This window comes from Halalkalibacter oceani (assembly GCF_023715705.1).
Classification (GTDB): domain Bacteria; phylum Bacillota; class Bacilli; order Bacillales; family Bacillaceae_D; genus Halalkalibacter; species Halalkalibacter oceani_A.
Genome location: NZ_JAMBOS010000017.1, coordinates 20,728 through 45,389, shown reverse-complemented (window position 1 = coordinate 45,389; position 24,662 = coordinate 20,728). Strand labels below are relative to the sequence as shown.

The window sequence follows — 24,662 nt, the reverse complement described above, 5'->3', positions numbered from 1 at the left end:
TTTTAGTAATGAGCGTAGCCGTTGCCTGATTTTGAAAGCCTTGCTACGAGTAGGTGTCTCGAAGCAAGGCGTGCAACGCGCGGAGCCATTACTCTTCTTCGAGTTACGGAAAAAGAGGTTTTTCAATGGCCTCGTTGTGAGTGGGTTTCTCGCACCGGGCTTTTGGCGAGTGAAGCGCTCGTTTTCCCCCCTTAATCGAGAAGGAGATCAAAGTAGAGACCAAGCTTTTGGATCGGATTTTTTAGATCGATCTCAGTCAGTTCCTTAATGCGCTTCAGGCGATAGTTTAGCGTGTTGACGTGAACATGGAGCAGAGAGGCGGCCTCATTCATATTGCCGTCCGTCAGCAAAAAGGCTCTTAGTGTGGCAAAAAGCTCCGTGCGATGACGTTTATCGTAATGCTGCAAAATGGCCAGAGCGGGATGTTTCCCGACAGTCGCAGCCGCTTTGTGTCGCTGAAAAAACTCAACATAGCGCAGCACGCCAAGCTCATGAAAAAACAGCAGGCCTTCCGTTTCTTTCGGAAAGGCTTGTTTTAATTGAATCACTTTTTGCGCTTCTTCGTAGCTTTTTTTGATATAGTCATAATCATGATAGACAGAGCCCCAGCCAAGCGCAGCCGGAATAATGCTGAAACGCTCCGCGATCTGAGCCTGAAGGGTGGAACTGAAAGCAGTCAGCGCTTGCTGACTGCCTTTATCTTTTGCCGGCAGTCCGGTCAGAAAAATAATTTGATCGCCATCCTGGGCGGTGATGAAAAGCGTGATCTTCTGTGAGGTTTTCGCTGCATAGGTAATTTGCCGATAGAGCGTCTCGGATAATTTCGGGAAGCGCATGATCATCACCGAGAAGCCCATCTTCGGATGCATGCCGATCGCCTGTAAATCCTGCTTCATCTCCGTATAATCATGGACATCGCCGGTCATTAACTGCCAAAGGACATTCTGATAATTGCGTTCCTTCCGTTTCCGCTGCATATTAAGCTGAAGAAGCTCATTTTTCGCTTTGCTTGCTGCCGTTTTCAGCAGCTCGAGCTCATCTTTTGACAACGTGCGGCCGGACTCAGAAACCCAAATATAACCGAGAACTTCTTCATTTTTGCGAATCGAGACAGCGACGCGGCGCCCAAGCCCGATTTCCGTCATTTCCGAAATAATAACCGGTTCATTGCTCTGATTTAACGCCGGGATGACCCCTTCCTTCCAAAAACGGTTAATCACTTTTTCAGGGACTCTCCGCCCAATAATGGTCGCAATCCGTGCTGCATCGGTTTGATCGTCATGAGAGCTGTACGCCAGCAAATAGTGGTTGGCATCCTCCAGCGTAACCGGACACTGTAAGCACTCACTAATGGTATCAACAAACTCTTCCAATGAATCAAACGGACGATTGAACAGCTGGGCTTGATCCTGCATCGGCAAACTCCTTGTCTGATAAACTTTTATTCTGTTAGAATATCATATCTTTTTTTGCGGGGGAAGATAAGGTAGAAGACGAAGACAGATTGAAAATATTCTAATCCAAGGGACACAAGAAGGAGTTTTCAGAGAATTTGCCAGAAAATTAGTAAGGGTGATGGCATTAACAATAAGAAGTGCGATTGACTGGCTCACCCTTGAATTAATGAGAAAGCCTCAATTAGATGTTAAGGATATACTAGAGAACTGGTTACAATCTTTGATAAATCAACTAAAAGTTTTCGCTTGATAAGATTTTACACTTTTGCTCAATAACCTACTACTTTAGTAAAATAGATATTGGCGTTATTTTACTGGAGGTTAGGGTTAAAGAAAGCAAATTGGAATAAAAAATACGGCGATAAACTTGACTACTTATCAATTGACCAAGCTTTAAGAGCAATCGGGAAATAGGTGAAAGCTATGCTAGATTTAGAGTTACGTAAACGAAATGAAGAATTTATTGTTTGTTCATCGAAATATTGCTAATCAAGTGCCCACTGATGATGAGAGTTTTTCAGCCAGTCTTTTCTATGCTTTAAGACATTTAAATGTGAATGTAATTGTGTTTAAAGGCCATACTGATTGTGGGGGAGTCAAAGCAGCTTGGTCGGGCAATAATGAAGAAGAGCTCCGAGGTTGGATTGACAAGGTTAGAAAAAATTTGCCGGATCACAACTTGTTAAAAGATGTTTCGATGGATGAGTTAACTAGAGAAAATGTATTATCACAAGTTAAACAACTACAACAGCATCCGATCTATAAAAAATATGGGCAAGGTGTACAAATGATTGGCTTGTTTCACGTAGAATCCGGAGAGCTTGAAAGGGTTTATCCTTTATAAAGTTATATAAAAAAATGAGTTTAATGTTTGACAACAAGACCGACATACTTTACTGTATACCCTGCGCGGTATAAAAAAGACCTAAAAGGAGAGATAACATGTTTGATTACACAATTGAAACATCGAACACGATGGAAGAAACAATTGAAAAGTTGAAAGCAACTCTTATGGAAGAAAAGTTTGGTGTCTTATGGGAGTTTGACATTCAAGCAAAGCTCCAAGAGAAAGGGTTAGAATTCAATGAACCGTATAAAGTTTTGGAAGTGTGTAATCCACATGAAGCGAAAAGAGTATTAGACAAAAATAAAATGGTTGGTTACTTTCTCCCTTGTAAAATAGTTGTGTATACAGACCAAGGAAAAACAAAAATTGGAATGCCGAAGCCATCTGCTTTAATTCAAAATGTAAATGATGAGGAATTGAATGAGATTGCCTTAAACATTGAAAAAAGATTGATGTCCGCTATAGATAAAAGTATTTAAGGGAAACAACCAATTTAAGTCTCTTGTGAAAGGTCATGACTTTTCATTAAGAGACTTCTTTATTGCTTGTTAAATAATAATTTCCATTTAAAAATTAGGCTTGACTATATACCTATAAGGGTATATTATATGAGTATAAACAACGAGGAGGGCAGATCATTGATAAAAAAATATTGGCATATCATAATCCCTATAACCATATTAATTGGCTTTTTTGGATATAAATTATCGCTTAATGCAGGGATAGATGAAATGAACACGGAACAATTAGCCAATTTAATGAATGAGCCACATGAAGATGTTTTCTTTGTGGACGTTCGTGAGTCTCATGAATTTAATGAAGGGCATATAGATGGTATGATGAATATTCCTTTAAGTACACTAGGTGATCAAACCGAACTTATTCCTAAAGATCAAACAATCGTCATCATCTGCCGCAGTGGGAACAGAAGTCTTCAAGCTGCAAATGCATTAACGGATCTTGGGTATCAAGATTTAGTCAGTGTAAAAGGCGGAATGCTTAAGTGGGAAGGCGAGGTTACAAAATAACTTCATAGGTGCTTATATGACGACATTCTTAATCGTATTAACAATTATCTTTACTCGCTTCTTATATAAAAGATATGTACCAGTTCTTGGTTTAAGTTGTGTTGAACTGGAGAAAATAAATGATCAAGATCATACTATCATTCTTGATGTAAGGGATTCTTCTATTGTTTATAAATCTCGGGTAGCAGGAACTGTTAATATTCCATTAGCCTATTTAAAAAAGAACTACTATCTTTTTGAGGGGAACAGCATTTATATCATTGGTTCAGAGATGATTGATGTTAATGTAAGTGCCAGCTTCTTGAAGAATAAGGGGGCAAAAGTTAAAGGGTATTATCTGTATAATAATAAACAACCAACTAGGTTTAACTGTAGAAAAAGGAGGGAAATCCATGGAGTACAATGACAAAATGAAAAACAGAGTAAAACGTGTAGAAGGACAAGTCAGAGCGATTCTTAGAATGATGGAAGAGGGTAAGGACTGTAAGGATCTTGTCGTTCAGATGTCAGCCGCAAGAAATGCGTTGGACCGAACGATTGGTTTAGTCGTAAGCTCTAACTTAGAGCAGTGTGTCCGCGAGCAAATTGTAAAAGGCGAAGACACAGAAGCGCTTATTCAAGAAGCTGTGAACTTATTAGTAAAAAGCAGATAATAAAAAGATGATTGACAGGGGTGAGTGATATCAATTACAGTACCCCTATAGGTTTAAATGAGCTTTGCGAAACGAATTAAAAAGTTATTGACAAATTTTTTTATTCTTTTATAATACCTATAGAGGTATATGTATTGAAATGAAAAGGGAGGCTATCTAAATGAAGGCAGATAAAGTTCTTGATGCAAAAGGACTAGCTTGTCCGATGCCAATTGTAAAAACGAAGAAGGCAATAAATGAGATGGAATCAGGTCAGGTTTTAGAGATTCATGCGACCGATAAAGGAGCCAAAAATGACTTATCGGCTTGGGCAAAATCTGGTGGGCATGAGTTACTATCAGATACTGAAGAAGATAGTGTATTGAAGTTCTGGATTAAAAAAGGCTAACCAACCTATTTTTATGAAAGTTTATATACCTGTACTGGTATTAGTTAAGAAAAAACAAAGGAGTGAACAACATGACAGAAAAAAAGAAAACAACGATCATCTTATTTAGTGGGGATTATGATAAAGCAATGGCAGCTTTTATTATCGCGAACGGTGCTGCAGCCTATGATCATGAAGTAACAATTTTCTCAACATTTTGGGGACTAAACGCTTTTAGAAAGGATCAACACGTACCTGTGAAAAAAGGATTCTTAGAAAAAATGTTTGCGAAAATGATGCCACGAGGCGCTGATAACATGGGACTTTCCAATATGAACTTCGCCGGAATGGGGCCAAAAATGATTAAGCATGTTATGAAAAAACACAATGCTATGCCATTACCTGATTTAGTCGAAATGGCACAAGAACAAGGCGTAAAGTTAGTTGCTTGTACAATGACAATGGATCTATTAGGACTACAAAAAGAAGAGTTGATTGATGGTTTAGAATATGCTGGTGTAGCCGCATATTTAGCTGATGCAGAAGAAGGAAATGTGAACTTATTTATTTAACCCAAGGGGGTACTTAAATTGGATTTAGTCATAAATATTTTATTCGGTCTTATAGTAGCATTCTTTTTAATTAATAAGTTCATGCCTGTTAAAGGTGTAAAACAAATTTCAACGAGTGACCTTAAAAAAGAGTTAAAGAGAAAAGATGTTCAATTTATTGATGTAAGAACACCAGGTGAGTTTTCTAGAAACAAGATTAATATGTTCAAAAACATTCCACTCTATGAACTTTCTCAAAAAGGAAGTCAGTTATTAAAAGAGAAAGAGGTTGTTGTTATTTGCCAGAGTGGAATGCGCAGCAATAAGGCAACAAAACTTTTGAGAAAAATGGGTTTTCAAAAAATCACAAATGTAAAAGGCGGTATGAGCACTTGGAACTAACGTTAGGAGGAGATCAGTTATGAAAGAAATCACACCAAAAGAAGTAGAACGTCTCGTTAACCCCAATATTATTGATGTTCGTGAAACGGATGAGGTAGCAGCAGGGCATATTCCTGGAAGTGTAAACATCCCGCTTGGATTACTAGAATTTCGTCTACATGAACTAGACAAAACGAAAGAATATATTATTGTTTGTCGCTCTGGTGCTAGAAGTGGAAGAGCCACTGAGTTTCTGTCAAGTCAAGGGTTTCATGCTACCAATATGGTTGGAGGCATGATGAACTGGGAAGGTAACGTTCAGTAAATTTTTTTGAAATAAATTATACCTATATAGGTATTCATTCTGAGGAGGATTATTAATGGAAATGATTAAATATGATCAACTAGTAGATGCAAAAGGATTAGCATGTCCAATGCCAATCGTTCGTACAAAAAAAGCGATGAATGAGCTCGAACCAGGAAAAGTATTAGAAATTCAAGCAACAGATAAAGGATCAACTGCTGATATTAAGGCGTGGGCACAGAGCACTGGACATCAATATTTAGGAACGCTTGAAGAGGGTGAAGTGTTAAAACATTATCTGCGTAAGGCGACTGGGGAAGAAAAAGAAGAGAAGAAACACCCACATGTTGTAAACAACGAGGAACTTCAAGCGAAATTAGCTAACAATGAAGGGATTCTAGTGTTAGATGTACGCGAATCAGCTGAATATGCCTTCAATCATATTCCTGGTGCAAAATCTATTCCGCTTGGTGAACTTGAGAATCGTTTTAATGAACTAAGCGAGGATGCAGATATTTATGTTGTGTGTCGTACTGGAAGCCGTAGTGATTTAGCCGCACAAAAATTAACAGAAGCTGGATTTAAAACAGTTATTAATGTCGTACCTGGCATGAGTGAATGGGGTAACCCAACAGATAGTCTTAATAAATAGGAGGGGTCAACATGAATCAGATTACTGTTTATACATCTAATCACTGTCGTTATTGTGTGATGTTAAAAAACTTTTTATCAGATCAAAACATTTCCTATCAAGAAGTGAATGTAGAAACAAATCCTGCCATTATGCAGCAACTTGTAGAAAAAACAGGTCAATTAGGGGTTCCACAAACGGAAGTGAACGGCCAGTGGGTTGTTGGTTATGATCCAAATAGCATTATGTCAGCATTGAGAAAATAATAGGAGGTTGAAAGAAGATGAGTAGAAAATTAGCGATTATCGCAAGCAATGGTGGGTTATTTGATGCCTACAAAGTTTTCAATGTAGCAACAGCTGCAGCTGCAACAGACCAAGAGGTAGCGATATTCTTTACCTTTGAAGGTCTAAACCTAATTCATAAAGAAGCATACGGTAAATTACCAATGCCAGAGGGGAAAGAGCATTACCAAAAGGGTTTTGAGAAAGCAAATGTTCCTGCGATCCCTGAACTCGTGGCAATGGCACAAGAAATGGGTGTTAAATTGATTGGTTGTCAAATGACAATGGATGTTATAGAACTAGAAAAAGATGCATTTGTTGATGGAATTGAAGTGGGTGGAGCCGTTACATTCTTAGAATTCGCCAAGGATGCGGATGTAACATTAACGTTTTAATTAAATTTTTTTTAAAATAAAATATACTAACGGGGGTATAAAAATGTCAGTTAAAGCGATGAATTCAAAAGAAGTAGCAAGAAAAGTAATCGAAAAGAAAGAGCTATTTATTCTAGATGTTCGGAATGAAGGTGATTTCGCAGATTGGAAAATCGAAGGAGAAAACTTTGATTACTTCAATATTCCTTATTTTGAACTATTAGATGGCGTAGAAGAAATCATGGATAAAATTCCAACAGATAAAGAAGTATTAGTTGTTTGTGCGAAAGAAGGTTCTTCCATGATGGTAACTGAGATGCTTTCTGATAAAGGGTTAGACGTAGCTTATTTAGAGGGAGGTATGAAGGCTTGGAGTGAATATCTAGAGCCAGTTAAAGTAGGGGACCTAAAAGACGGTGGTGAGCTATATCAATTTGTACGTCTAGGTAAAGGCTGTCTATCTTATATGGTTGTTTCCAATGGAGAAGCAGCCATAATCGATGCGACACGTATGGCAGATGTGTATGTGAACTTTGCTAAAGAAATCAATGCAAAAATTACACACGTATTTGATACTCATCTACATGCTGATCACATTTCTGGGGGAAGAAAAATTGCGGAAGCAACTGGTGCAACGTACTGGTTACCTCCGAAAGACGCAGGTGAAGTAGTGTTTGAATATGCAGCACTTGAAGGCGGAAATGACGTACAAATCGGGAACTCAACGATCAACATCCATGCTCTTTACTCACCTGGTCATACAATTGGTTCGACTTCATTTGTTATCGATGAAAAATATCTGTTATCCGGAGATATTCTATTCATTGATTCCATTGGAAGACCTGACCTAGCAGGCCTCGCTAAAGATTGGGTAGGCGATTTGCGAGAAAGTCTTTACACGCGTTACAGAGAATTATCTGAGGACCTTATTGTTCTTCCAGCCCACTTTATGATTATTGACGAATTAAATGAAGACGGTAGTGTTTCTGCAAAATTGGGTACTCTGTTTGCACAAAACCATGGGTTAAACATTGAAGACGAAAATGAGTTTAGAAAATTAGTGACGGAAAATTTACCGCCGCAACCAAATGCTTATCAAGAAATCCGTGAAACAAACATGGGGAAAATCAGTCCAGATGATGAAAAACAACGTGAAATGGAAATTGGTCCAAACCGTTGTGCTGTTCGATAATTAAAATATAAATTAGGAGGAATTTTAAGATGAACGTAGCAAAGTATTTGACGCAAAAGGATTAGCATGTCCAATGCCAATTGTAAAAACAAAAAGGGCAATTAATGAATTAGTTAGCAGGAGAGGTCTTAGAATTCATGCAAAGATAAAGGAGCAAAAAGTGGTCTTGTACCATGGGTAAAGTCAGGTGGTCATGAGGCAAAAAGATTCAGAAGATGATGGTGTACTAAAGTTCTGAATATAAGGGGACCAAATTGGTTCCCTTTTATAGTATAGGAGGCAAAACGAAATGGATTTACTATTTATCTTAACGATCTTTTTGATAGGGTTCATAGGTTCATATATATCCGGTATGGTTGGTATAGGTGGATCAATTATAAAATACCCACTGTTACTCTATATCCCTCCATTATTTGGAGTAGCAATATTTAGTGCGCATGAAGTTTCAGGAATCAGTGCGGTACAAGTTTTTTTTGCAACGATGGGTGGGGTATGGGCTTACCGTAAAGGTGGCTATTTAAATAAGACACTTATCACCTTTATGGGAGTAAGTATTCTAGTTGGTAGTTTTATAGGAAGTTATAGTTCGCGGATGATGTCTGGAGAAATCATAAACCTTGTTTATGGTATTTTAGCATTGCTTGCAGCGATTATGATGTTCCTACCCAAAAAGGGGAGAGATGATATTCCACCTGAGCAAGTGGCTTTTAATAAATGGTTAGCAGCATTATTTGCTTTTATTGTAGGTATAGGTGCAGGTATCGTTGGGGCGGCGGGGGCCTTTCTATTGGTACCAATTATGTTAGTTATTTTAAAGTTACCAACACGTGTGACGATTGCATCCTCTTTAGCCATTACGCTCATTTCTTCAATAGGGGCTACAGTTGGAAAAATATCAACTGGGCAGGTAGAATTTCTACCAGCGCTTATCATGGTTATAGCGAGTTTAATTGCTTCTCCATTGGGAGCAAAAATGGGGCAGAAAGTAAATACAAAACTTTTACAATGGATATTAGCACTGTTAATTTTGGGTACTTCAATAAAGATTTGGTTAGATATTCTTAGCTAGTAAGTATATTTGAAATTATAGGGAGACCCGGTCAACGGATCTTCCTATTTTGGTTAAATTAACAACCCATGGGATAAGCAATTATACATCTTTTAATATCTTCTAAGTTTCATTTTACCGTCCAGGGCTATGAACGTGGCTTTTTTCTGCGGCCAATGCCTCTGCTTTTGTAACATGAACAGTACCAAATGGATGATTTGGAGGTGCATATATCGAGTAGAGTTTAAGTGGAACATTGCCTGTATTGGTTAGATTGTGCCATGTACCAGCAGGAATCATTATTGCAGAATCATCATAGACATATTTTCTAAAGTTTAAATTATCTTCACTGTTACCCATCTGAACAATTCCCTGACCTTGTTCAATGCGTAAGAATTGATCAACGTTAGGATGCATTTCTATACCAATATCTTGACCAACATCGATACTCATTAAAGTAACTTGTAAATGTGATCCCGTCCATAAAGCAGTACGGTACGTATTGTTTTGCTTCGTTACTTCATTGATATTAACAACAAGTGGTTTTGGTCCATAATCTGTTAAAAAAAATCCTCCATGATTATTGAAAGAGCCTAAATCAGATCTGTTTACAGACCTAGTAACATTAGGAGTAGTCCAATGATCATAGTGTTTTTCATAATTATACTTTGGACCAATATAGTATGGATTTTGGTACGGATAAACATAAGGAACATGGTACATACTTCTCAATCCCTTCACAATTCTTTGTGATATTATCCTATGCACTTAGTTAAGGAAGTGTACCTACATATAGTACAACGATACTCTGCAATAAAAAACAATCATCATAGAAATGTAAGCAACATTATTGCTATTTTTTAAATTCAGTGAAGGTGAAGTATCTCAAGATTAGATAAACAGGAAAGGGTGAGACTGACTTTCCTGTTTACCTGAATTTTATTACGCTATGGAGCGGAACAACTGGCTTCTGGATGGAGAGGAGGCTAAGACGAACTTGGGTGTGGGTGGCCAAGTTCGTCTTTTCTTATGTGAAAAGAAGGGGACTGAGTTAATAGGTTGTTTTTTTCCTTCCGGAAAAAAATGGTCTTGTAAATTAATTACTAACCTGATAGTATTTAATTTGTGGTAGCATTCAAATTATATTATTAGAATCAAAGCAGGTATTTAGATAGGGGACTGAAAAAGTGACGAAAAATAAATTTCAACAAAAGCGGGAGCATACCTATCATAAATTGTTGGAAGCAGGGCTGGAATTATTTTGCGAACAGGGATATGCGGCTACAACACTTGAAAACATTACTGCACGGGCAGGTTATACAAAAGGCGCCTTTTATGTACATTTCAAAAACAAGCAGGATTTTTTCTTTCATTTGTTGGATCATCAAGGGTTCTTTTTTAAGGAGATCCATAGGGAAGACAACGCAATAGTCGGTGAAGACTTCAGGCAAACTGTAGCCTATTGGGCAAACGAGGTGCTCTCTCGTTACATTTCCTCAAGGTGGACATTGGTATTTTATGATTTTTATATACAAAATCGTCATGATGAAAAAGTCCGAACTTATTTTCGTGAATATCATTCAAAGTGGGCGGAGGATATTGCTCTTATTATAAGAGGTTTACAAAAGAAAGGCTGGGTCACCCGGGAGAAAGATGCGAAAGATTTGGCTATTCGCTGTTATGACATCATCACAGGTGGCATTATCCATCACCATATGGATGGAGAGCCGATTGATGTAGATAAGATGACAGAGGCGATACTCGCTTTGCTGAAGTGATTTTTTGATGACTAGATGGTTAATATGCATTTCGGTTTACTTTTTTCTAAAACCAATAAATTCCAGTATTTCATTCGGTAATGGGTACAGAAGAGTTAATTGCCTAATTAAATACTAATTAATTAGTATTTAATTAGTATTGCTTGAGAAAGTGAGTCACTCCATACCAACTGGTGAAGGACAGGGGAGGATTTGTGGCTTTTAAGGTACAGTAGTGGAAACGTATGCGAATGATCGCAACCCTACATTCAAACCGCTGCAGGGAGCAGGTTGATCTAGAAGATATGACCGAGGCGATACTTGCACTATTGAACTAAGGATTGGAGGGTACAAAATGAAATATGAAGAGTTTCAAATCGGGCAGGTGTATCAAACCAAACCATACACGCTTACGCTAAAGGAAATTGTTGATTTCGCACAAAAATATGATCCTCATTATTATCATGTAGATGAGAAAAAAGCAGAGAAAACAGGTTTATTCAATGGCATTGTTGCCTCTGGTATGCATACGATGTCCATTATTAATGGAGAATGGGTCAAATTGGGGATTGTCGGGGAGGACATGTTAGGAGGAATGGGGATAGATGCAAAATGGATAAAGCCGGTATTCCCCAATGACACGATTTCAGCAGAGATTAACGTTTTAAACAAAAAGATATTGGATGATCAAAGGGGACTTATCACCTTACAATTTACAGGTTTTAATCAGGCACAAGAGATTTGGGCTAAAGTGAAAATTCGTATTATTGTTTCGAGAGTTCAACAACTTGCTGAATCTTCTTCATGTACATAGATCACCTTGAAGGAAAGGGAAGGGGAGTTCTGATGAAAATGAAAAATAAAAAAACCCCGTATATGGCAGTGATTGTGATTATCGCGTTATTAATGGCCAATATTCCACCTGTAGAAGTGAATGCCAATGATGAGAACTTTGAATACATCGATAATGGGGATGGGACGGCCACGATTACCGGGTATACGGGTCCTGAGGGCGTCGGTATTGTCATTCCCTCTGAATTGGATGGGTTGACCGTGACGGAGATTGCGGATGGGGTCGATCTTCTTACGGGTGTGTTCTCTCATAAAAACTTAACAGCAGTTGTCATTCCAGACAGCATCACAAGCATTGGGGAGCATGCATTTAACGATAATCAACTCACAGAAGTAACGATCCCTGACAGTGTGACAAGGATTGGGAGGAGTGCATTTCATAATAACGACCTTGAAGCGATCATGATTCCGGAGAGTGTCACAGATATGGGGATTGCTATATTTCGTGGAAACCAACATACATCTAGTTCCTTTACCATTTACGGTTTTACAGATTCAGTAGCGGAAACGTATGCGAATGACAGCTACCATACATTCAAACCGCTGGACACACCTCCGAGTGTAGACATTCAATATGCAGGTGAGGCGGTCGCGGATGAACTGCAAGTCTTCCTGCAATCTTCAGGGGAATTAGAGGCCTTCTATAGTCATGATACTGATATAGTGGAGATTGACGAAGTTGCTTGGGAAGTGGATGGAGAGCCGGCAGGAACGGGTGATACACTGTCACTGGAGTCTTATACAGACACGCTCGGAGAGATCCAAGTCACTTTAACAGTGGAAACGAATTATGGCATGACGGCTACAGCAGAAGTTACGGTGGAGGTTGTCCCGGAGTTTGATTACAGCCTCAACGATGACGGCGAAACCGCGACGATTACAGGATATAATGGTACCCCGCCTCAGAACCTTGTCATACCAGATGAAGTAAATGGGTTGACCGTGAAGGAGATAGGGGTCTCAGCCTTTGCGGACAACAATCTGACGGAAGTGGTGTTGGGCACCGGTGTGGAGTCGATTGGGGGCTTAGCCTTTAGGGGTAACAACCTGACGGAAGTGATCATTCCAGACAATGTGACGGAGATCGGGTATGGCGCCTTTCGGGATAACGATCTGACAGACGTGATCATCCCAGTCAACGTGGTGGTTATAGGGGACACTGCCTTTGCGAATAACGATTTGACAGACGTGATCATTCACAATCCTGATGTTACGTTCGGCAACTCTGTGTTTCAGAGTAACGCGGCTGATCTGCGGTTGGTCGGTTATCTGGACTCAACGACAGAGGCGTATGCCACTGCAAATGGTCACGATTTTGTCGACATTACAGGCTTGGATTTTACCTATACGGACAACGGCGACGGGACCGCGACGATTACAGGGTATACGGGTTCTGGTGCGGATATCGTCATTCCCTCCGAATTGGGTGGGTTGATCGTGACCAGGATTGGGGATGGAACAGGACCTAACGATAATGCGTTTGATTCGCTCGATATTGAAACACTAGTACTTCCAAATACGCTAGAATATATCGGGGATTGGGCTTTTGCGAATAACAGCCTAACATCCGTATCCATCCCTGATAGTGTGACGGTTGTCGGAGAAGGTGCTTTTCAAGAGAACAACCTGACATCTGTAGACATTCCTGATAGTGTAACGAAGATTGATGGTGGTGCTTTTAGAGAGAATAACCTAGAATCTGTAGACATCCCTGATAGCGTGATGGAGATTGGGTGGTATGCTTTTGCTAATAATAAGCTGACATCCGTAAATATTCCTGAAAGTGTGACAGTGATTGAGATGGCTGTTTTTAGTGATAATAATTTAGAAAGTGTAAGCATACCCGATAGTGTGACGGAGATTGGGGAGGAGGCTTTTCTGAGAAATACTCTAACCGACGTCACCATTCCTGACAGCGTGACGGTGATAGGGGAATTTGCTTTTGGGCTTAACGACCTGACATCGGTAGTCATCCCCGATAGTGTGACGGAGATATGGAGGGATGCTTTTAGGGACAACAACTTAACCGAGGTCACCATTCTTAATCGTGCGGTACAGTTTGTTGGTTCTCCATTTGGTTCTAACGATGCCCTCACCCTATACGGTTGGGAAGGTTCAACTACTGAGGATCATGCGAATGAAAGGTATAACTTTATTCCCATTGATATCGCAGGGTTTGACTATACGAAAAATGATGATGACACAGCCACTATTGACGGTTGGAACGCTGATTTTGGCGATGTACCGAGTGATCTAAGGATTCCCGATGAAGTGATGGGGTTGACGGTGACTCATATCCGGGATGGAGCAACTTTTAATGAGGGTGCTTTCGAGAGAAAAGATATCGAAACATTAGAACTTCCAGACACGTTGGAATATATCGGTAATCGGGCATTCGCATATAACGATTTAAGAGACATAGAGGTTCCTGACAATGTAACAGAAATTGGGAGATATGCATTTTCGAACAACAATTTGACTGGAGTCATCATTCCTGATAGTGCGCTAAGGATTGATGTTAATGCATTCGCAGACAACAATCTAACCGAAGTTATCATTTCTGATAGCGTACTAACAATTGGTCAATATGCATTCTTTACTAATAACTTGACCGAGGTGGTTATTCCTGATAGCGTCACACATATTGAAAATTATGCACTTGGAAGGAATGACCTTACCAAAGTAACAGTATTAAACCCTGATGCTATTTTCGATAGTGATGTATTTTATGAAAACTCTTCCGAACTGATACTGTACGGATATGAAAATTCAACAACAGAGGACTATGCGGATGAGCAGGAGTATGCCTTCATTGCGTTGGATTTTGCTCCCGATGTCGGGATTATGTATGACGGGGAGGAAGTTGATTCGGTTCTTACTTTAGACTATGAAGAAAGTGGGCAATTGCAAGCTGCATACAGTCACCCGGTAGCAAATATTGAAAAGGTGACATGGTTGGTGGATGGTGTAGAAGCGAGCACGAATGAGACATTAGATGTATCGGACTACACATCGACCCCGCAAACCTTGGGGGTGACGTTACAAGTTGAAACGGAGTATGGGGCAGTGGGTACAGCAAACATTACCATCACGGTTGCTCCTCCGGTGCCAGCGCAACCGAACCTATCGGTGGACAATACGGAAGAGACGGAGATTCATTTGAGCTGGGATCCTGTGCCGTATGCGGATGAGTACATTTTAATCCGTGACGGTGACGAAGAAGTGTACCGAGGCTCGTCTCCATCGTATGAAGATACGGGATTAGAACCGGATACCATCTATGAATACTCCCTGGTTGCTGTTAACGCTAGTGGAACGAGTGAAGCGTCGGAAGCGAGTGCACGAACGGACTTGCCGGTGCCAGCGCAACCGAACCTATCGGTGGACAATACGGAGGAGACGGAGATTCATCTGAGTTGGGATCCTGTACCGTATGCAGATGAATACATCTTGGTCCGTGACGACAAAGAAGTATACCGAGGTCCGTCAACCTCGCATGTTGATACAGGGCTTGCTCCGAATACGGATTATGGTTACCGTTTGGTGGCTGTGAACGCCTCCGGAACGAGCGAGGCAGTCGAGGTCATGGCAAAGACAGCTTTGCCTGTGCCGAGTAACCTGGACATCACGTTGACTTACGCGGACGGCAGTTTATATTCTCCCAGCGCATGGACCACCCAAAACGTGACGGCAGCCGTGTATGCTTCCAATGAGGATGGCCTGCCTGTGGATATGTTGTTCTATTCTCTGAACAACGGTGTTGATTGGCAAGCATATACCGCCCCGCTTGAATTTGCCACCGAAGGGGTGCATGGCCTGCTCGTGAGTGCTCAGGACGACGCGGGTAACGCAGTTGAAGCGGAACGGACAATTCGGATCGACCAGACCCCTCCGTCGGTCCATTTCGGCACCGATGGAAATGAATCCTGGTCCACCTACGCAGAGACGAAGGTGACCGTCACCGACAGTCCGGCTGACGCCAACAGCGGCGTGGACGAATCCAGTCTGCGTTATGCATGGACGCAAGATTCGTCTCCTCCGGACGCCGGTGACGCAGATTGGCTACCGTTTACCAGCGGCGACAACTTGACGAAGAAGGATGCGGACGGAGACTGGTATTTGCATATTCAGGCAGCGGACGCAGCGGGCAACGAAGTGCAGGCGACGACGAATCGTTTTCGCTTGAATACGTCGGAGAGAAGCTCTTCTGGCGGTGGAGGCGGAGGGTCAAGGCCGTCGAACAGCAGGTTCATTGGAAGTAACGGTGCCGTGATTTCCTTCGATGGTGGTGAGGTCGAGATTCCCGCTGAAGCTTGGCCACGCTCCTTCCGTTTAACAATCGACACCATAGATGAGGAACAATTGCCAGACACGTTGCCATTAACGGATGAGGAGCAACTGGTCAGCAAGGTCGTCACTCTGACCAAGGATCAGGATGGACCTTTTCAGGACGCGATCACCCTCACGCTAGATCTTGAATCGTTCGGCTCGAATATGAATCATGTGCTGGAAGACTGGACGATTAGCCTGTATTGGCTCGATGAAGAAGCAAACGAGTGGGTGGAACTGGATAACATTATCATCGATGAAGAGCAAGGCACGATCAGTGGAGACATCGATCATTTTACGAATTTTGCCGCGATCGCCCGTCCTGTTGAAGCAGCAGACGAACCGAATCATCCAGATGAATCGTTTGATCCGCGGGAGTCGGAGGACGATGGTCCGCAGATGGCCTTTTCTGATTTGGACGGACATTGGGCGGAAGAAGAGATTTATCATTTGGTGGCGCGAGGGGCGATACAAGGCTATCCCGACGGTACCTTCCAACCGAATCAGACGATGACGCGAGCGGAGTTTGTGACGATGGCGGTTCAAGCCCTGAATCAGGAAGGCAAGGGAGTAACGGATAGCACGGAGCGAACGCACAGCACGGTCTTTACCGACAGTGAGCATCATTGGGCACGGGAGTCGATTTCCGCTGGAGTCGTGCATGGCATCGTGTCGGGCTACGACGAAACAACTTTTGGGGTGAACGATCCGATCACGAGAGAACAGATGGCGCTAATCGTCCTGCGGGCGATGAGGTTGAAAGCAGAAGCGAGTGAACCGATGACATTTACCGATCAGCAGGAAATTTCGGCTTGGGCCGTGGAGGCGGTCGCCGTCCTGCAAGCAGAAGGGGTGATGACGGGCTACCCGGACGGAAGCTTCCGACCACAGCAGGAAGTGACCCGCGCAGAAGCAGCCATCGTCGTCAGCAAGGTACTGAACGTGCTGCAGAATGAAAAGGATGGTTAACCTGTTATTCCTGAGGCGAGACAAGGCTAGTCTGGCATCCAGGTTGAAAAACACTTGCATGAGGGGACCTTCGGGTTCCTCTTTCTTTTGTGCAGAACTACAAGTGCATGCTCAGTCTGAAAACACTTTAGTGAGTAGTTCCTGTTTGCACGTTGTTTGCGTCAAGACGTTGAAAGGACTCTCACCGACTGACTTTGTGGAGTCAACTATAGAGACAGTGAAACCATCCGGGACGCACCTTTCGTCACCAAGCCATAACTCTTCACTACAAAAGCTCGTCAAACCCGTCTGCATAGCTATTAGGATGCTCCTTTATCGATGGAGGCTAAATCATCCGGTCATTTTCTGCAGCCTTTACTGCCTGAACGCGGTTTTTGACATTTAATTTTTTAAAAATGCGATGCAAGTGACCTTTGACAGTACCTTCCGAGATATGCAGTTGTTCGCCTATAGTACGATTCGAAAAACCTTGTCGAATACATTGAAGGATTTGAATTTCGCGAATAGTTAGTGCATCTTTCATTTTTGGATTTTCACTGATAACTTTAAGGTCTTCGTTTCTCCCAAGTTGTAATAACTGGCTGCAATAACGTTGTAAATAATCGGGAAGCTCATCTTGAACTTCATTAATCGAGAGAAAAACAAGCGGATCATGATCAAGAAATAGTCGTTTATATCCATTTTTCCAACCGATTTCTAAAGCGCTTCTTATATATAGGCGGGATTCCTCATGCCTCCCCAGTTGGATGGTAGCAATGGTTTGCAGTATTCTTCGTTCCAGATGAACACCAGAATTTTCCTCCAACGATGCAGATGTCAGCATACGTCGCAATAAGTTATTGGCTTCCTCCGTTTCTTGAAATAAGATCAACGCTCTGGCAAACATGAAAAATTCAAAGCTTGTCCACTGGTGCCAGTAGATGGGCAATATTTCTTTTTGTTCCGATAACCAGTCCGCTGCATCCTCTATGTGTCCCTCTTGTAAAAGGATGTAAGTTCGCACAGCTTGACCAATTCTTCTCCAAATAGGAATCGAAGTCTGCAAGGATCTGTAATAAATCTCCTCAGCCATGAAATGAGTTTCCTTTTGCCTGCCTTCGGCTTGATCACAAAGAAGCGTCAGCCATAAAGCAGGAATGGAAAGTCCAGGTTGCTGATGGTTAGATCCGGCACATTCCCATACCTTGTCAAGCTGCCCTCTCGTAGGCATTATTTGATTCTTCTCATATAAAGCCTCAGCTAAAGCCAAATGGCGGAAAGGGAGATTATATGGATTAGGAGGTTCAGGCCCAAGAGTCTGCTGTTCGATCCTGTTTATATCGCCATTGAAGGTCATCGCTTGACGAATGAATGGCAAACTCCCTCGATTAAGGGTTACATGAGGGCTCTATATATCCTCGGGTGCACGAAAAGTGAAACAATCAGCTGATCCGGAAATCCGATGAAATAATGCCGTTGCCTCTTTGTCTTGTGATATTACATTATAATCCAACCCCTTAAACCCTTTCCGCAATAAGTCATAATCCTGTACTTAAAGCATCTCAGGAGCCATTTTCTTTATATATTGCAGCGCTAATATAGGCAGACCAGCTTCTAGAGCAGTCTCTACGGCCTCCTTCATCAAGCCTTCTTCGTTTAAAAATAAAGCTGCCCTTTCTTTTATGCAGGTGTCTGTTTCTTGGAAAGGAGTGAATCGTTCCTTAATAATTGCCTGCACAATGGGGGTGAAATCGATAGAGCCAGCGATTTCTAACATTTGTTTTACATAACAAACAATGCTGTTCAAGCAGGAGAATAAGTGAATGCACTACTTTCTGGATTAATTTCTTGGCAAAATCAATCGTGAAGTAAGGCGTCACGCATAATGGATGGATTTCTGTCCAGATCGCTTCGGGTATATGTTGAAGCCACTCCCCGAGAACATAACCCTCCAAGGATGGCGTGATTCTGTCCATACTATCCATCAAGACACCTTGATCGGAGCGGTTATGTTGAACTGCCAAGTGGAGCAAAGCAGGACAGCCGTCTGTTATAAAGAAGATGTCCGACAGCTGGATTGCATTCATTTCGATTTCAGGTTGCTGGTAAAACCAAACCTCGCTTTCCTCATAAGAAAGCTTTAAATCCTTTGAAGCCAACTGAAACTGCTTGTGTAGTAAGTCAGAGCAATTGGATAAATACGGTAAAGCCTCTCTCGACAGAAAAATGAATTTAGTCGAGGATTCGCTGTGCAAAATCCAATCTTTGAGTTCAGCTAGTGCTTCTGGATGATGCAAACGGTGGACGTGATCCAATACGAATAGTACGTGAGGGGTCTTGTGATAGTTTAATTGTGTTCTGAACAGAGATTAGGTGAGTTTCTGTGGGGAAATTCACGAAGCAACGTTAACCACGAAATAAAACGGAGCGAAAATGGTCATTCATTAGGGAAGGATGGTAACATGCTAACAAACGATTGTACAGGGCTTTTACTATTGGAATTTTGCTGACGCTATTTGTCTCAATACCGGGTTTAAACGAGAAAGTTCAGGCGGAGGCAAGCGCAGAAGAGATAGAAATTTACGATGCGGCGGATCTCGATAATATCCGAAATGACTTGTCCGGCCATTATATCCTGATGAACGATATTGACTTGGAAGGCACAGAATGGAAACCAATCGGAAAATGTGAAGATGGAACTTCCGATTACAGAAATCCATGTGAGATCACGGATGAACGGTTCTCCGGTATTTTTGACGGCCAAGGGTATGAAATAACGAACCTTTCTATCACTACGTATAGAATAGAAAAGTTGGTTTATTTTCGGCTACAACTTCGGAAAGCAAGAGCAAAAATGTAGGCGTAACGAACGTAACTATCAAAACTGGAGCTGATCAGCGCAATGTAGGTGGTTTGGTTGGCATGAATGAAGGCAAGATCGAGAATGTAAATACTTCTGGGACGATTCACAGCGAGTTTCAAGATGTCGGTGGACTGATTGGCTATAATGAATCAGGAGGAGAAGTGACTATCTCCCAGTCTGCGGCAAATGTGACGGGAAGTCACTATGTTGGTGGATTAATAGGAAGTAATAGAGAAAATGTTTCATACAGCTATGCTACAGGAGACGTGGCGTCAGATGGAGATGCAGGCGGGTTGATCGGCAATAATAATGATGGTTCTGTTTCATATGTTTATGCGACAGGTGATGTGACGTCAGACGGAGATGCAGGTGGATTAATCGGTTTAAATAATATACCTGTTTCCTTTGCATACGCGACAGGGGAGGTTGAAGGCGTAATGGTAGGGGGCTAATTGGTTATAACAACAAAGTGGAAGTATCAAACGTTTATGCGACAGGGAATACTAATGGCACAGATAAAGCGGGAGGCTTGATTGGTTACAACTGGGGCAACGCTTCCCATTATTATGCTGGTGGAGGAGTTACGGCAGGTGATATCGCTGCTGCGTTAGCTGTGAATGTAGGGTAGGTATCTTTCTCTTACTGGAATAAGGAAACCTCCGGAGTGAATGTAGGAGCTTATCAATTTAGTAGCGATCATAGTATAAAGGATCAAGTTGTCGGTTTGGAGATTGCGGCTGAGATGAAAAGACAATCCACTTATGGACATCTGGATTTTGCTGATACTTGGACGATGATCGATGGGGAGTCTTATCCCCGGCTAATTGCAGACTTTACCGCCAATCACTTGTCTGCTTTAACGATAGAGGATGCCCAAGGAACTGCAACTGCGATGTGGGATGCAGCGTTTGACCAAGGGAACCATTCGTATACGGTGACCTTTGATCAGGCAGTCGAAGAGGTGGTCTTTGATGCGCCTCCTGTTCATTCTGCCGCAGAGGTTTGGATCAATGGGGAGAAGATGGAAGGGTCGGTTACGAAAAAAGTCGGTGCGGGAGACAATCTCTTTGCGCTGGACGTTTATTCGAATCAGACAGAATTTGTGGGTAGATATGAAGTAACCATCAAGGTACCCTCGAAAATAACTGAACTGGTCATACCAGATGGGAAGTATGGGATTGGGGATACATTGAAGTTTACTGCAGTCTATGACACGCCTGTTACGGTGGACGGCACCCCGACTTTGCCGGTTTTGATCGACGGAAATACTTATTTGGCAAGCTATACAACACAGCCGGAAACGAATCAGCTTCAATTTGAGTATGTGATCGAAGAGGGGATAAGTGATTCGAGTGGCATTGAGGTTGGAGCGATCATACTCCCGGAGCTTGCTCGCATCCTTGCTAACGGGATGGATGCTTCGCTGCAACTGCCTGTGAGCGATACAAGCGGAATAATGATCGATGGCATTTCGCCGACCATTGATATCGGGATGAAGAGGGCCTACGGCCAAACTTATGTGGCTGACACTTGGTCAAACCAGGAAGTGACAGTCACGGCGATTGTGTATGATGATTCAGGGATTTCTTCCTTCGTATACTCATTGGATGGTGGCGTCACCTGGAGTCCGTATGACTCACCGATCAAACTGAAGGAGGACGGTTCCTATTCGCTTGTGTTGAAAGCCATGGATATCGCAGGCAACGAAACAACTGTGCAACGTATCGTTAAGGTCAGCTCAAGTGGATTAAAGCTCACCCCAACACTTGAGCTGGTACACGAGCGGCGACTGGACAAACTTGAGTGTGACGGCAAGCATCGATGCGAAGGCAGGTGTAAGTGGCATTGGCCATATCACCTATACATTGAATGGTGGAGCCCCTCAAGCTTATCAAAATGGAGATCTGATTACTATAAGTGCAGAAGGGGAGCATATGCTAGTGTTTGCGGTCACCGACAAAGCGGGCAATACACTTGACTTATCCATTGCGATTCACATTGACAAATCTGAACCGACAGTTACTTTTGGTACAAATGGAACGGAGAGAGGGTCAGCATCGGCACGGACAGTAGTGAATGTGTCGGATGATGCTAGTGGTCAAGACCCAACATCTATAAGGTATTTATGGTCACCCAATACAACAGCCCCTACATCAGGCTGGACTTCATTTGTAGATGGAGAGATATTGACAAAAAGTGGTGTAGATGGTGATTGGTATTTGCACATTCAAGCGAGGATCGGGCAGGCAATACGGTTGAGACCCATTCCAATCGGTTCCAATTGTATACACCTTCTGGTACCGGGAACACAGGCCGTAATGATTCATCAGACAGCAGTGCTGACGACTTTTCTTCACCTTCTGTAACGATTGAACTAAGCTTCAACCCAGACGGTGGAATAAACCTCCATGTCGATCCATCTGCGTTTAAGAAGATAACGTTGGAAGACGGCGTCGCGGAGGAAAATTTCTTTCTTTCGAAAGAGATGATGAATGAATTGATAGCACATTTGGCAGAGGGAAAGAAACCTTATATCACCCTTGAAATCAATAACACAGAAGAGGCTGTACAGATGCAGTTTCCGGCGGGTTCATTGGGGGTAATGTTGGAATCTTACCCGGAAGCGGTGTTTAAGGTGATGCGGAATGTCTCCAACTTCCAGCTGCATGAGAATGCTCTTGTTCTGCAGGGATTGGGCGAGCAGCTTGGTGTAGAGATGGGGGATATGAGTGTGTAAAGTTGGCTATAAGCATTCATATTTTTAGTCTTTAGCTTTTCCCGACAGACGACTCCCTATGCAATCGCTTCAAAAGAATCTTAAAAATGAAGCGATAAGACTTCTAGGGGATAGCCTAATCCATAACTATCGGTTGCGCTAGTGTTCTTTGGAATCTCCATCTTCAAATTTCGCAAGAAAGTAAGGTGGAATAGTTCAAATATCAGGAAAAGTTTCTATCCATTGTTGCTGGCTCTTTTTAACTTAACTCTGCAAATAAATTTCCGTTGTACTCTCTTGCATATGACCGATCGCTTTCATGATATCTCTCGTTGGTACTCATTGCTGACCAATGTACTTACTGGATTGACTCTAGTGGGGTAGCCCGCCGGTTAAAGGTCACTCCACCAACCATAAGTCTATACAACATAAGAAGGGAAACTGGCTGTTGAACATTACAGATGAAAAGATCGGTATTTTATTCCGAACAAAGCAATTGTGAATTGGGAATCCAGTACTATCAAAAATAGATCAACAAGGCTTTCACAGGGTCTTGTTTTGTAAGTGTCTTATTTCAGTCTTTCCTAGAAGTTAGTTAGTAAAAATTCTATATTACGGATAACCAAACATTTACGTGATTTCATTGGTCGTCTTGCTGCTGATTCTCATCAGAGAAAGGCGCATCGAAAAAAAGGAGGAAATCGATTAGGATGATAGTGACTACTGAGCAGGTGGCCGGCTATGAAATAACAGAGGTAAAGGGCTATGTCAAAGGAAGCACGATCCAGACGAAGCATATTGGACGGGATATTACAGCGGCTTTAAAAGGAATTGTCGGCGGAGAAATAAAGGGATATTCTGACATGATGGCGGAAGCGAGAAAGCTGGCGATCCATGGTCGAAGAGGCTGAAGCGAAAGGAGCCAATGCGGTTGTCGGCATGAGACTGCAGTCGGCTACATTGATGAGTGCAGCTGCAGAAATTATCGCCTACGGGACAGCGGTTGTGATTGAAGCTGAGGGATGAGGAAGAGAGGGCGGGCAAAGGGGCGCCCTAATCGTGTGCAAATAATCAGCCTTAAGACGGATAGGATTTGCAACCTCGGAGCGTTTTTCCATCTTCAAATTTATAGGATGATCTATAAAGAAAGATGCTGCTTTAGCTGCGTCAGAAGATGGAGGCGAGAGGATGGATGTTTATATTATACTTACCGATACCGGAACGGTTTTTACAAGGATGATCAGGTTGTTTACAAAAAAGCGCTTGAACCATGCGTCCCTGTCTTTTGACAAAGAACTGGAGATGACCTGCAGCTTTGGACGGAAACGAATGAATAATCCTTTCATCGGTGGATTTGTAAAGGAGAATATGAGAGACCGTTTTTTCGGAGAAGCGTATTGCGCGATTTATCGCTGCTCTGTAACGGAGGAAAGCTATCAAAAAATGCTGTCCTACGTCCGGGAAATCGAGACGCAGCAGACAAGCTATACGTATAACTTCCTCGGACTTTTTGGCGTTTTGTTTGCGAAGGAAATCAAGCGGCCGTATGCTTTTTTCTGCTCGGAATTTGTTGCGACGGTATTGCAGAGAGGCGGAATTTCTGTCGGTGGGAAGCTTCCCTGCTTTGTAAAACCTGATGACTTAGCAGCTTGCAAGCAGGCTGTTTTCCTTTATGAAGGCCGGGTTGAGGGATATTTTTCACAGCATTTGTCCTCGGTGGGATCAGGCAGTCTGAAAGATGTTCTGGAGCAAGTTGGCTGACCCTGCCCTCATCCTTTCCTATCATTCTTCAAAAACAAATCTTGCAACTCAGACAGAAATCCATTACTATATACAATATATCGTGATTGGTCGCGAGAATGACAACTATATATTGATGTGGATAAATGGTGCCACATAAGGCTTAATAGGGAATCTGGTGAAAATCCAGAACTGTCCCCGCAACTGTAAGTGTGACGAAATGAGAAAACCACTGTGCAAGCAGGTAGATCGCTCTTGTATGGGAAGGCTCATTGTAGGACGAAGCACAAGTCAGGAGACCTGCCATTTTTTCCAAAGTCAGCTATCTTCGGGGACTGAG

The 24,662-nt window shown here is 42.3% G+C and carries 26 protein-coding genes, 2 pseudogenes and 1 riboswitch; of the genes and pseudogenes, 24 read left to right on the top strand and 4 right to left on the bottom strand.

From position 1 onward, the window contains the following. Nucleotides 1-191: 191 nt before the first annotated feature. Nucleotides 192-1,415, bottom strand: coding sequence for a PucR family transcriptional regulator (locus tag M3212_RS14815; protein WP_251194751.1), 1,224 nt, complete (start codon nucleotides 1,413-1,415; stop codon nucleotides 192-194). A 493-nt stretch (nucleotides 1,416-1,908) separates the two neighbouring features. Here M3212_RS14815 and M3212_RS14810 point away from each other — a divergent pair, with 493 nt between their 5' ends. From M3212_RS14810 to M3212_RS14740, 15 genes and pseudogenes are all read left to right on the top strand, one after another. Next, nucleotides 1,909-2,301, top strand: coding sequence for a carbonic anhydrase (locus tag M3212_RS14810; protein WP_251194750.1), 393 nt, complete (start codon nucleotides 1,909-1,911; stop codon nucleotides 2,299-2,301). Nucleotides 2,302-2,399: 98 nt separating this feature from the next. After that, nucleotides 2,400-2,783, top strand: coding sequence for a DUF302 domain-containing protein (locus tag M3212_RS14805; protein ID WP_251194749.1), 384 nt, complete (start codon nucleotides 2,400-2,402; stop codon nucleotides 2,781-2,783). A gap of 159 nt (nucleotides 2,784-2,942) precedes the next feature. Then, nucleotides 2,943-3,332: a rhodanese-like domain-containing protein gene (locus M3212_RS14800; protein ID WP_251194748.1), complete on the top strand. Its 390-nt coding sequence runs from the start codon at nucleotides 2,943-2,945 to the stop codon at nucleotides 3,330-3,332. A gap of 16 nt (nucleotides 3,333-3,348) precedes the next feature. After that, nucleotides 3,349-3,738, top strand: a complete 390-nt coding sequence (locus tag M3212_RS14795; protein ID WP_251194747.1) for a hypothetical protein — start codon at nucleotides 3,349-3,351, stop codon at nucleotides 3,736-3,738. After that, the gene (locus M3212_RS14790) at nucleotides 3,725-3,985 is read left to right on the top strand and encodes a metal-sensitive transcriptional regulator (protein WP_035661025.1); all 261 of its coding nucleotides are present in this window, start codon (nucleotides 3,725-3,727) and stop codon (nucleotides 3,983-3,985) included. The genes M3212_RS14795 and M3212_RS14790 overlap by 14 nt, the downstream gene beginning before the upstream one ends. A 160-nt stretch (nucleotides 3,986-4,145) precedes the next feature. Beyond that, nucleotides 4,146-4,373, top strand: coding sequence for a sulfurtransferase TusA family protein (locus M3212_RS14785; protein WP_251194746.1), 228 nt, complete (start codon nucleotides 4,146-4,148; stop codon nucleotides 4,371-4,373). A 71-nt stretch (nucleotides 4,374-4,444) separates the two neighbouring features. Then, a complete protein-coding gene (locus M3212_RS14780) occupies nucleotides 4,445-4,924 on the top strand; it encodes a DsrE/DsrF/DrsH-like family protein (RefSeq protein WP_251194745.1) in 480 nt (159 codons plus the stop codon). Nucleotides 4,925-4,942: 18 nt separating this feature from the next. Next, complete coding sequence (locus M3212_RS14775; protein ID WP_251194744.1) at nucleotides 4,943-5,305, top strand: rhodanese-like domain-containing protein; 363 nt, start codon at nucleotides 4,943-4,945, stop codon at nucleotides 5,303-5,305. 19 nt (nucleotides 5,306-5,324) lie between these two features. Then, nucleotides 5,325-5,609, top strand: a complete 285-nt coding sequence (locus M3212_RS14770) for a rhodanese-like domain-containing protein (RefSeq protein ID WP_251194743.1) — start codon at nucleotides 5,325-5,327, stop codon at nucleotides 5,607-5,609. A 55-nt stretch (nucleotides 5,610-5,664) separates the two neighbouring features. Continuing rightward, complete coding sequence (locus M3212_RS14765) at nucleotides 5,665-6,240, top strand: sulfurtransferase TusA family protein (RefSeq protein WP_251194742.1); 576 nt, start codon at nucleotides 5,665-5,667, stop codon at nucleotides 6,238-6,240. A gap of 11 nt (nucleotides 6,241-6,251) precedes the next feature. After that, on the top strand, nucleotides 6,252-6,485 hold the full coding sequence (locus M3212_RS14760; protein WP_035661034.1) for a glutaredoxin family protein: 234 nt from the start codon (nucleotides 6,252-6,254) through the stop codon (nucleotides 6,483-6,485). 17 nt (nucleotides 6,486-6,502) lie between these two features. Then, nucleotides 6,503-6,898: a DsrE/DsrF/DrsH-like family protein gene (locus tag M3212_RS14755; RefSeq protein WP_251194741.1), complete on the top strand. Its 396-nt coding sequence runs from the start codon at nucleotides 6,503-6,505 to the stop codon at nucleotides 6,896-6,898. A 43-nt stretch (nucleotides 6,899-6,941) separates the two neighbouring features. Next, nucleotides 6,942-8,069, top strand: a complete 1,128-nt coding sequence (locus tag M3212_RS14750) for an MBL fold metallo-hydrolase (protein ID WP_251194740.1) — start codon at nucleotides 6,942-6,944, stop codon at nucleotides 8,067-8,069. A gap of 73 nt (nucleotides 8,070-8,142) precedes the next feature. Then, nucleotides 8,143-8,307, top strand: a pseudogene (locus tag M3212_RS14745) (sulfurtransferase TusA family protein). 51 nt (nucleotides 8,308-8,358) lie between these two features. After that, nucleotides 8,359-9,138, top strand: coding sequence for a sulfite exporter TauE/SafE family protein (locus M3212_RS14740; RefSeq protein WP_251194739.1), 780 nt, complete (start codon nucleotides 8,359-8,361; stop codon nucleotides 9,136-9,138). Between the two features lie 114 nt (nucleotides 9,139-9,252). On the opposite strand, the gene M3212_RS14735 is transcribed toward M3212_RS14740, so the two are convergent. Continuing rightward, nucleotides 9,253-9,840 carry a cupin domain-containing protein gene (locus tag M3212_RS14735; RefSeq protein ID WP_251194738.1) on the bottom strand — a complete coding sequence of 196 codons (588 nt, stop codon included), beginning with the start codon at nucleotides 9,838-9,840 and terminating at the stop codon, nucleotides 9,253-9,255. Nucleotides 9,841-10,304: 464 nt separating this feature from the next. Here M3212_RS14735 and M3212_RS14730 point away from each other — a divergent pair, with 464 nt between their 5' ends. The 3 genes from M3212_RS14730 (at nucleotide 10,305) to M3212_RS14720 (ending at nucleotide 17,024) form a co-directional block, all read left to right on the top strand. Beyond that, the gene (locus M3212_RS14730; RefSeq protein ID WP_251194737.1) at nucleotides 10,305-10,895 is read left to right on the top strand and encodes a TetR/AcrR family transcriptional regulator; all 591 of its coding nucleotides are present in this window, start codon (nucleotides 10,305-10,307) and stop codon (nucleotides 10,893-10,895) included. A 334-nt stretch (nucleotides 10,896-11,229) separates the two neighbouring features. After that, nucleotides 11,230-11,688: a MaoC/PaaZ C-terminal domain-containing protein gene (locus M3212_RS14725; RefSeq protein WP_251194736.1), complete on the top strand. Its 459-nt coding sequence runs from the start codon at nucleotides 11,230-11,232 to the stop codon at nucleotides 11,686-11,688. 32 nt (nucleotides 11,689-11,720) lie between these two features. Next, nucleotides 11,721-17,024, top strand: coding sequence for a leucine-rich repeat protein (locus M3212_RS14720; protein ID WP_251194735.1), 5,304 nt, complete (start codon nucleotides 11,721-11,723; stop codon nucleotides 17,022-17,024). Between the two features lie 325 nt (nucleotides 17,025-17,349). Here the strand turns inward: M3212_RS14720 and M3212_RS14715 are convergent, their stop codons facing one another. Beyond that, a complete protein-coding gene (locus M3212_RS14715) occupies nucleotides 17,350-18,381 on the bottom strand; it encodes a helix-turn-helix transcriptional regulator (protein WP_251194734.1) in 1,032 nt (343 codons plus the stop codon). 343 nt (nucleotides 18,382-18,724) lie between these two features. Then, nucleotides 18,725-19,162 carry a hypothetical protein gene (locus tag M3212_RS14710; RefSeq protein WP_251194733.1) on the bottom strand — a complete coding sequence of 146 codons (438 nt, stop codon included), beginning with the start codon at nucleotides 19,160-19,162 and terminating at the stop codon, nucleotides 18,725-18,727. Nucleotides 19,163-19,880: 718 nt separating this feature from the next. On the opposite strand from M3212_RS14710, the gene M3212_RS14705 reads away from it, so the two are divergent. From M3212_RS14705 to M3212_RS14680, 6 genes and pseudogenes are all read left to right on the top strand, one after another. Further along, nucleotides 19,881-20,318: a GLUG motif-containing protein gene (locus tag M3212_RS14705; protein WP_354573234.1), complete on the top strand. Its 438-nt coding sequence runs from the start codon at nucleotides 19,881-19,883 to the stop codon at nucleotides 20,316-20,318. Nucleotides 20,319-20,335: 17 nt separating this feature from the next. Beyond that, a complete protein-coding gene (locus M3212_RS14700) occupies nucleotides 20,336-20,494 on the top strand; it encodes a hypothetical protein (RefSeq protein WP_251194731.1) in 159 nt (52 codons plus the stop codon). A gap of 114 nt (nucleotides 20,495-20,608) precedes the next feature. Continuing rightward, nucleotides 20,609-21,844: an OmpL47-type beta-barrel domain-containing protein gene (locus tag M3212_RS14695; protein ID WP_349774195.1), complete on the top strand. Its 1,236-nt coding sequence runs from the start codon at nucleotides 20,609-20,611 to the stop codon at nucleotides 21,842-21,844. A gap of 234 nt (nucleotides 21,845-22,078) precedes the next feature. Further along, nucleotides 22,079-22,603, top strand: coding sequence for a hypothetical protein (locus tag M3212_RS14690; protein WP_251194729.1), 525 nt, complete (start codon nucleotides 22,079-22,081; stop codon nucleotides 22,601-22,603). Nucleotides 22,604-23,292: 689 nt separating this feature from the next. Beyond that, nucleotides 23,293-23,608: pseudogene (locus tag M3212_RS14685) on the top strand (YbjQ family protein). Between the two features lie 162 nt (nucleotides 23,609-23,770). Then, complete coding sequence (locus M3212_RS14680) at nucleotides 23,771-24,343, top strand: hypothetical protein (protein WP_251194728.1); 573 nt, start codon at nucleotides 23,771-23,773, stop codon at nucleotides 24,341-24,343. A gap of 110 nt (nucleotides 24,344-24,453) precedes the next feature. After that, a riboswitch (cobalamin riboswitch) is annotated at nucleotides 24,454-24,644 on the top strand. Nucleotides 24,645-24,662: the final 18 nt, after the last annotated feature.

What these genes read in the sequence shown, in the direction of transcription:
- M3212_RS14815 (WP_251194751.1), bottom strand. Translation starts at nt 1,415, where the DNA reads ATGCAGGATCAAGCCCAGCTGTTCAATCGTCCGTTTGATTCATTGGAA.
- M3212_RS14810 (WP_251194750.1), top strand. Translation starts at nt 1,909, where the DNA reads ATGAAGAATTTATTGTTTGTTCATCGAAATATTGCTAATCAAGTGCCC.
- M3212_RS14805 (WP_251194749.1), top strand. Translation starts at nt 2,400, where the DNA reads ATGTTTGATTACACAATTGAAACATCGAACACGATGGAAGAAACAATT.
- M3212_RS14795 (WP_251194747.1), top strand. Translation starts at nt 3,349, where the DNA reads ATGACGACATTCTTAATCGTATTAACAATTATCTTTACTCGCTTCTTA.
- M3212_RS14790 (WP_035661025.1), top strand. Translation starts at nt 3,725, where the DNA reads ATGGAGTACAATGACAAAATGAAAAACAGAGTAAAACGTGTAGAAGGA.
- M3212_RS14785 (WP_251194746.1), top strand. Translation starts at nt 4,146, where the DNA reads ATGAAGGCAGATAAAGTTCTTGATGCAAAAGGACTAGCTTGTCCGATG.
- M3212_RS14780 (WP_251194745.1), top strand. Translation starts at nt 4,445, where the DNA reads ATGACAGAAAAAAAGAAAACAACGATCATCTTATTTAGTGGGGATTAT.
- M3212_RS14770 (WP_251194743.1), top strand. Translation starts at nt 5,325, where the DNA reads ATGAAAGAAATCACACCAAAAGAAGTAGAACGTCTCGTTAACCCCAAT.
- M3212_RS14765 (WP_251194742.1), top strand. Translation starts at nt 5,665, where the DNA reads ATGGAAATGATTAAATATGATCAACTAGTAGATGCAAAAGGATTAGCA.
- M3212_RS14760 (WP_035661034.1), top strand. Translation starts at nt 6,252, where the DNA reads ATGAATCAGATTACTGTTTATACATCTAATCACTGTCGTTATTGTGTG.
- M3212_RS14755 (WP_251194741.1), top strand. Translation starts at nt 6,503, where the DNA reads ATGAGTAGAAAATTAGCGATTATCGCAAGCAATGGTGGGTTATTTGAT.
- M3212_RS14750 (WP_251194740.1), top strand. Translation starts at nt 6,942, where the DNA reads ATGTCAGTTAAAGCGATGAATTCAAAAGAAGTAGCAAGAAAAGTAATC.
- M3212_RS14740 (WP_251194739.1), top strand. Translation starts at nt 8,359, where the DNA reads ATGGATTTACTATTTATCTTAACGATCTTTTTGATAGGGTTCATAGGT.
- M3212_RS14735 (WP_251194738.1), bottom strand. Translation starts at nt 9,840, where the DNA reads ATGTACCATGTTCCTTATGTTTATCCGTACCAAAATCCATACTATATT.
- M3212_RS14725 (WP_251194736.1), top strand. Translation starts at nt 11,230, where the DNA reads ATGAAATATGAAGAGTTTCAAATCGGGCAGGTGTATCAAACCAAACCA.
- M3212_RS14720 (WP_251194735.1), top strand. Translation starts at nt 11,721, where the DNA reads ATGAAAATGAAAAATAAAAAAACCCCGTATATGGCAGTGATTGTGATT.
- M3212_RS14695 (WP_349774195.1), top strand. Translation starts at nt 20,609, where the DNA reads ATGAAAAGACAATCCACTTATGGACATCTGGATTTTGCTGATACTTGG.
- M3212_RS14680 (WP_251194728.1), top strand. Translation starts at nt 23,771, where the DNA reads ATGGATGTTTATATTATACTTACCGATACCGGAACGGTTTTTACAAGG.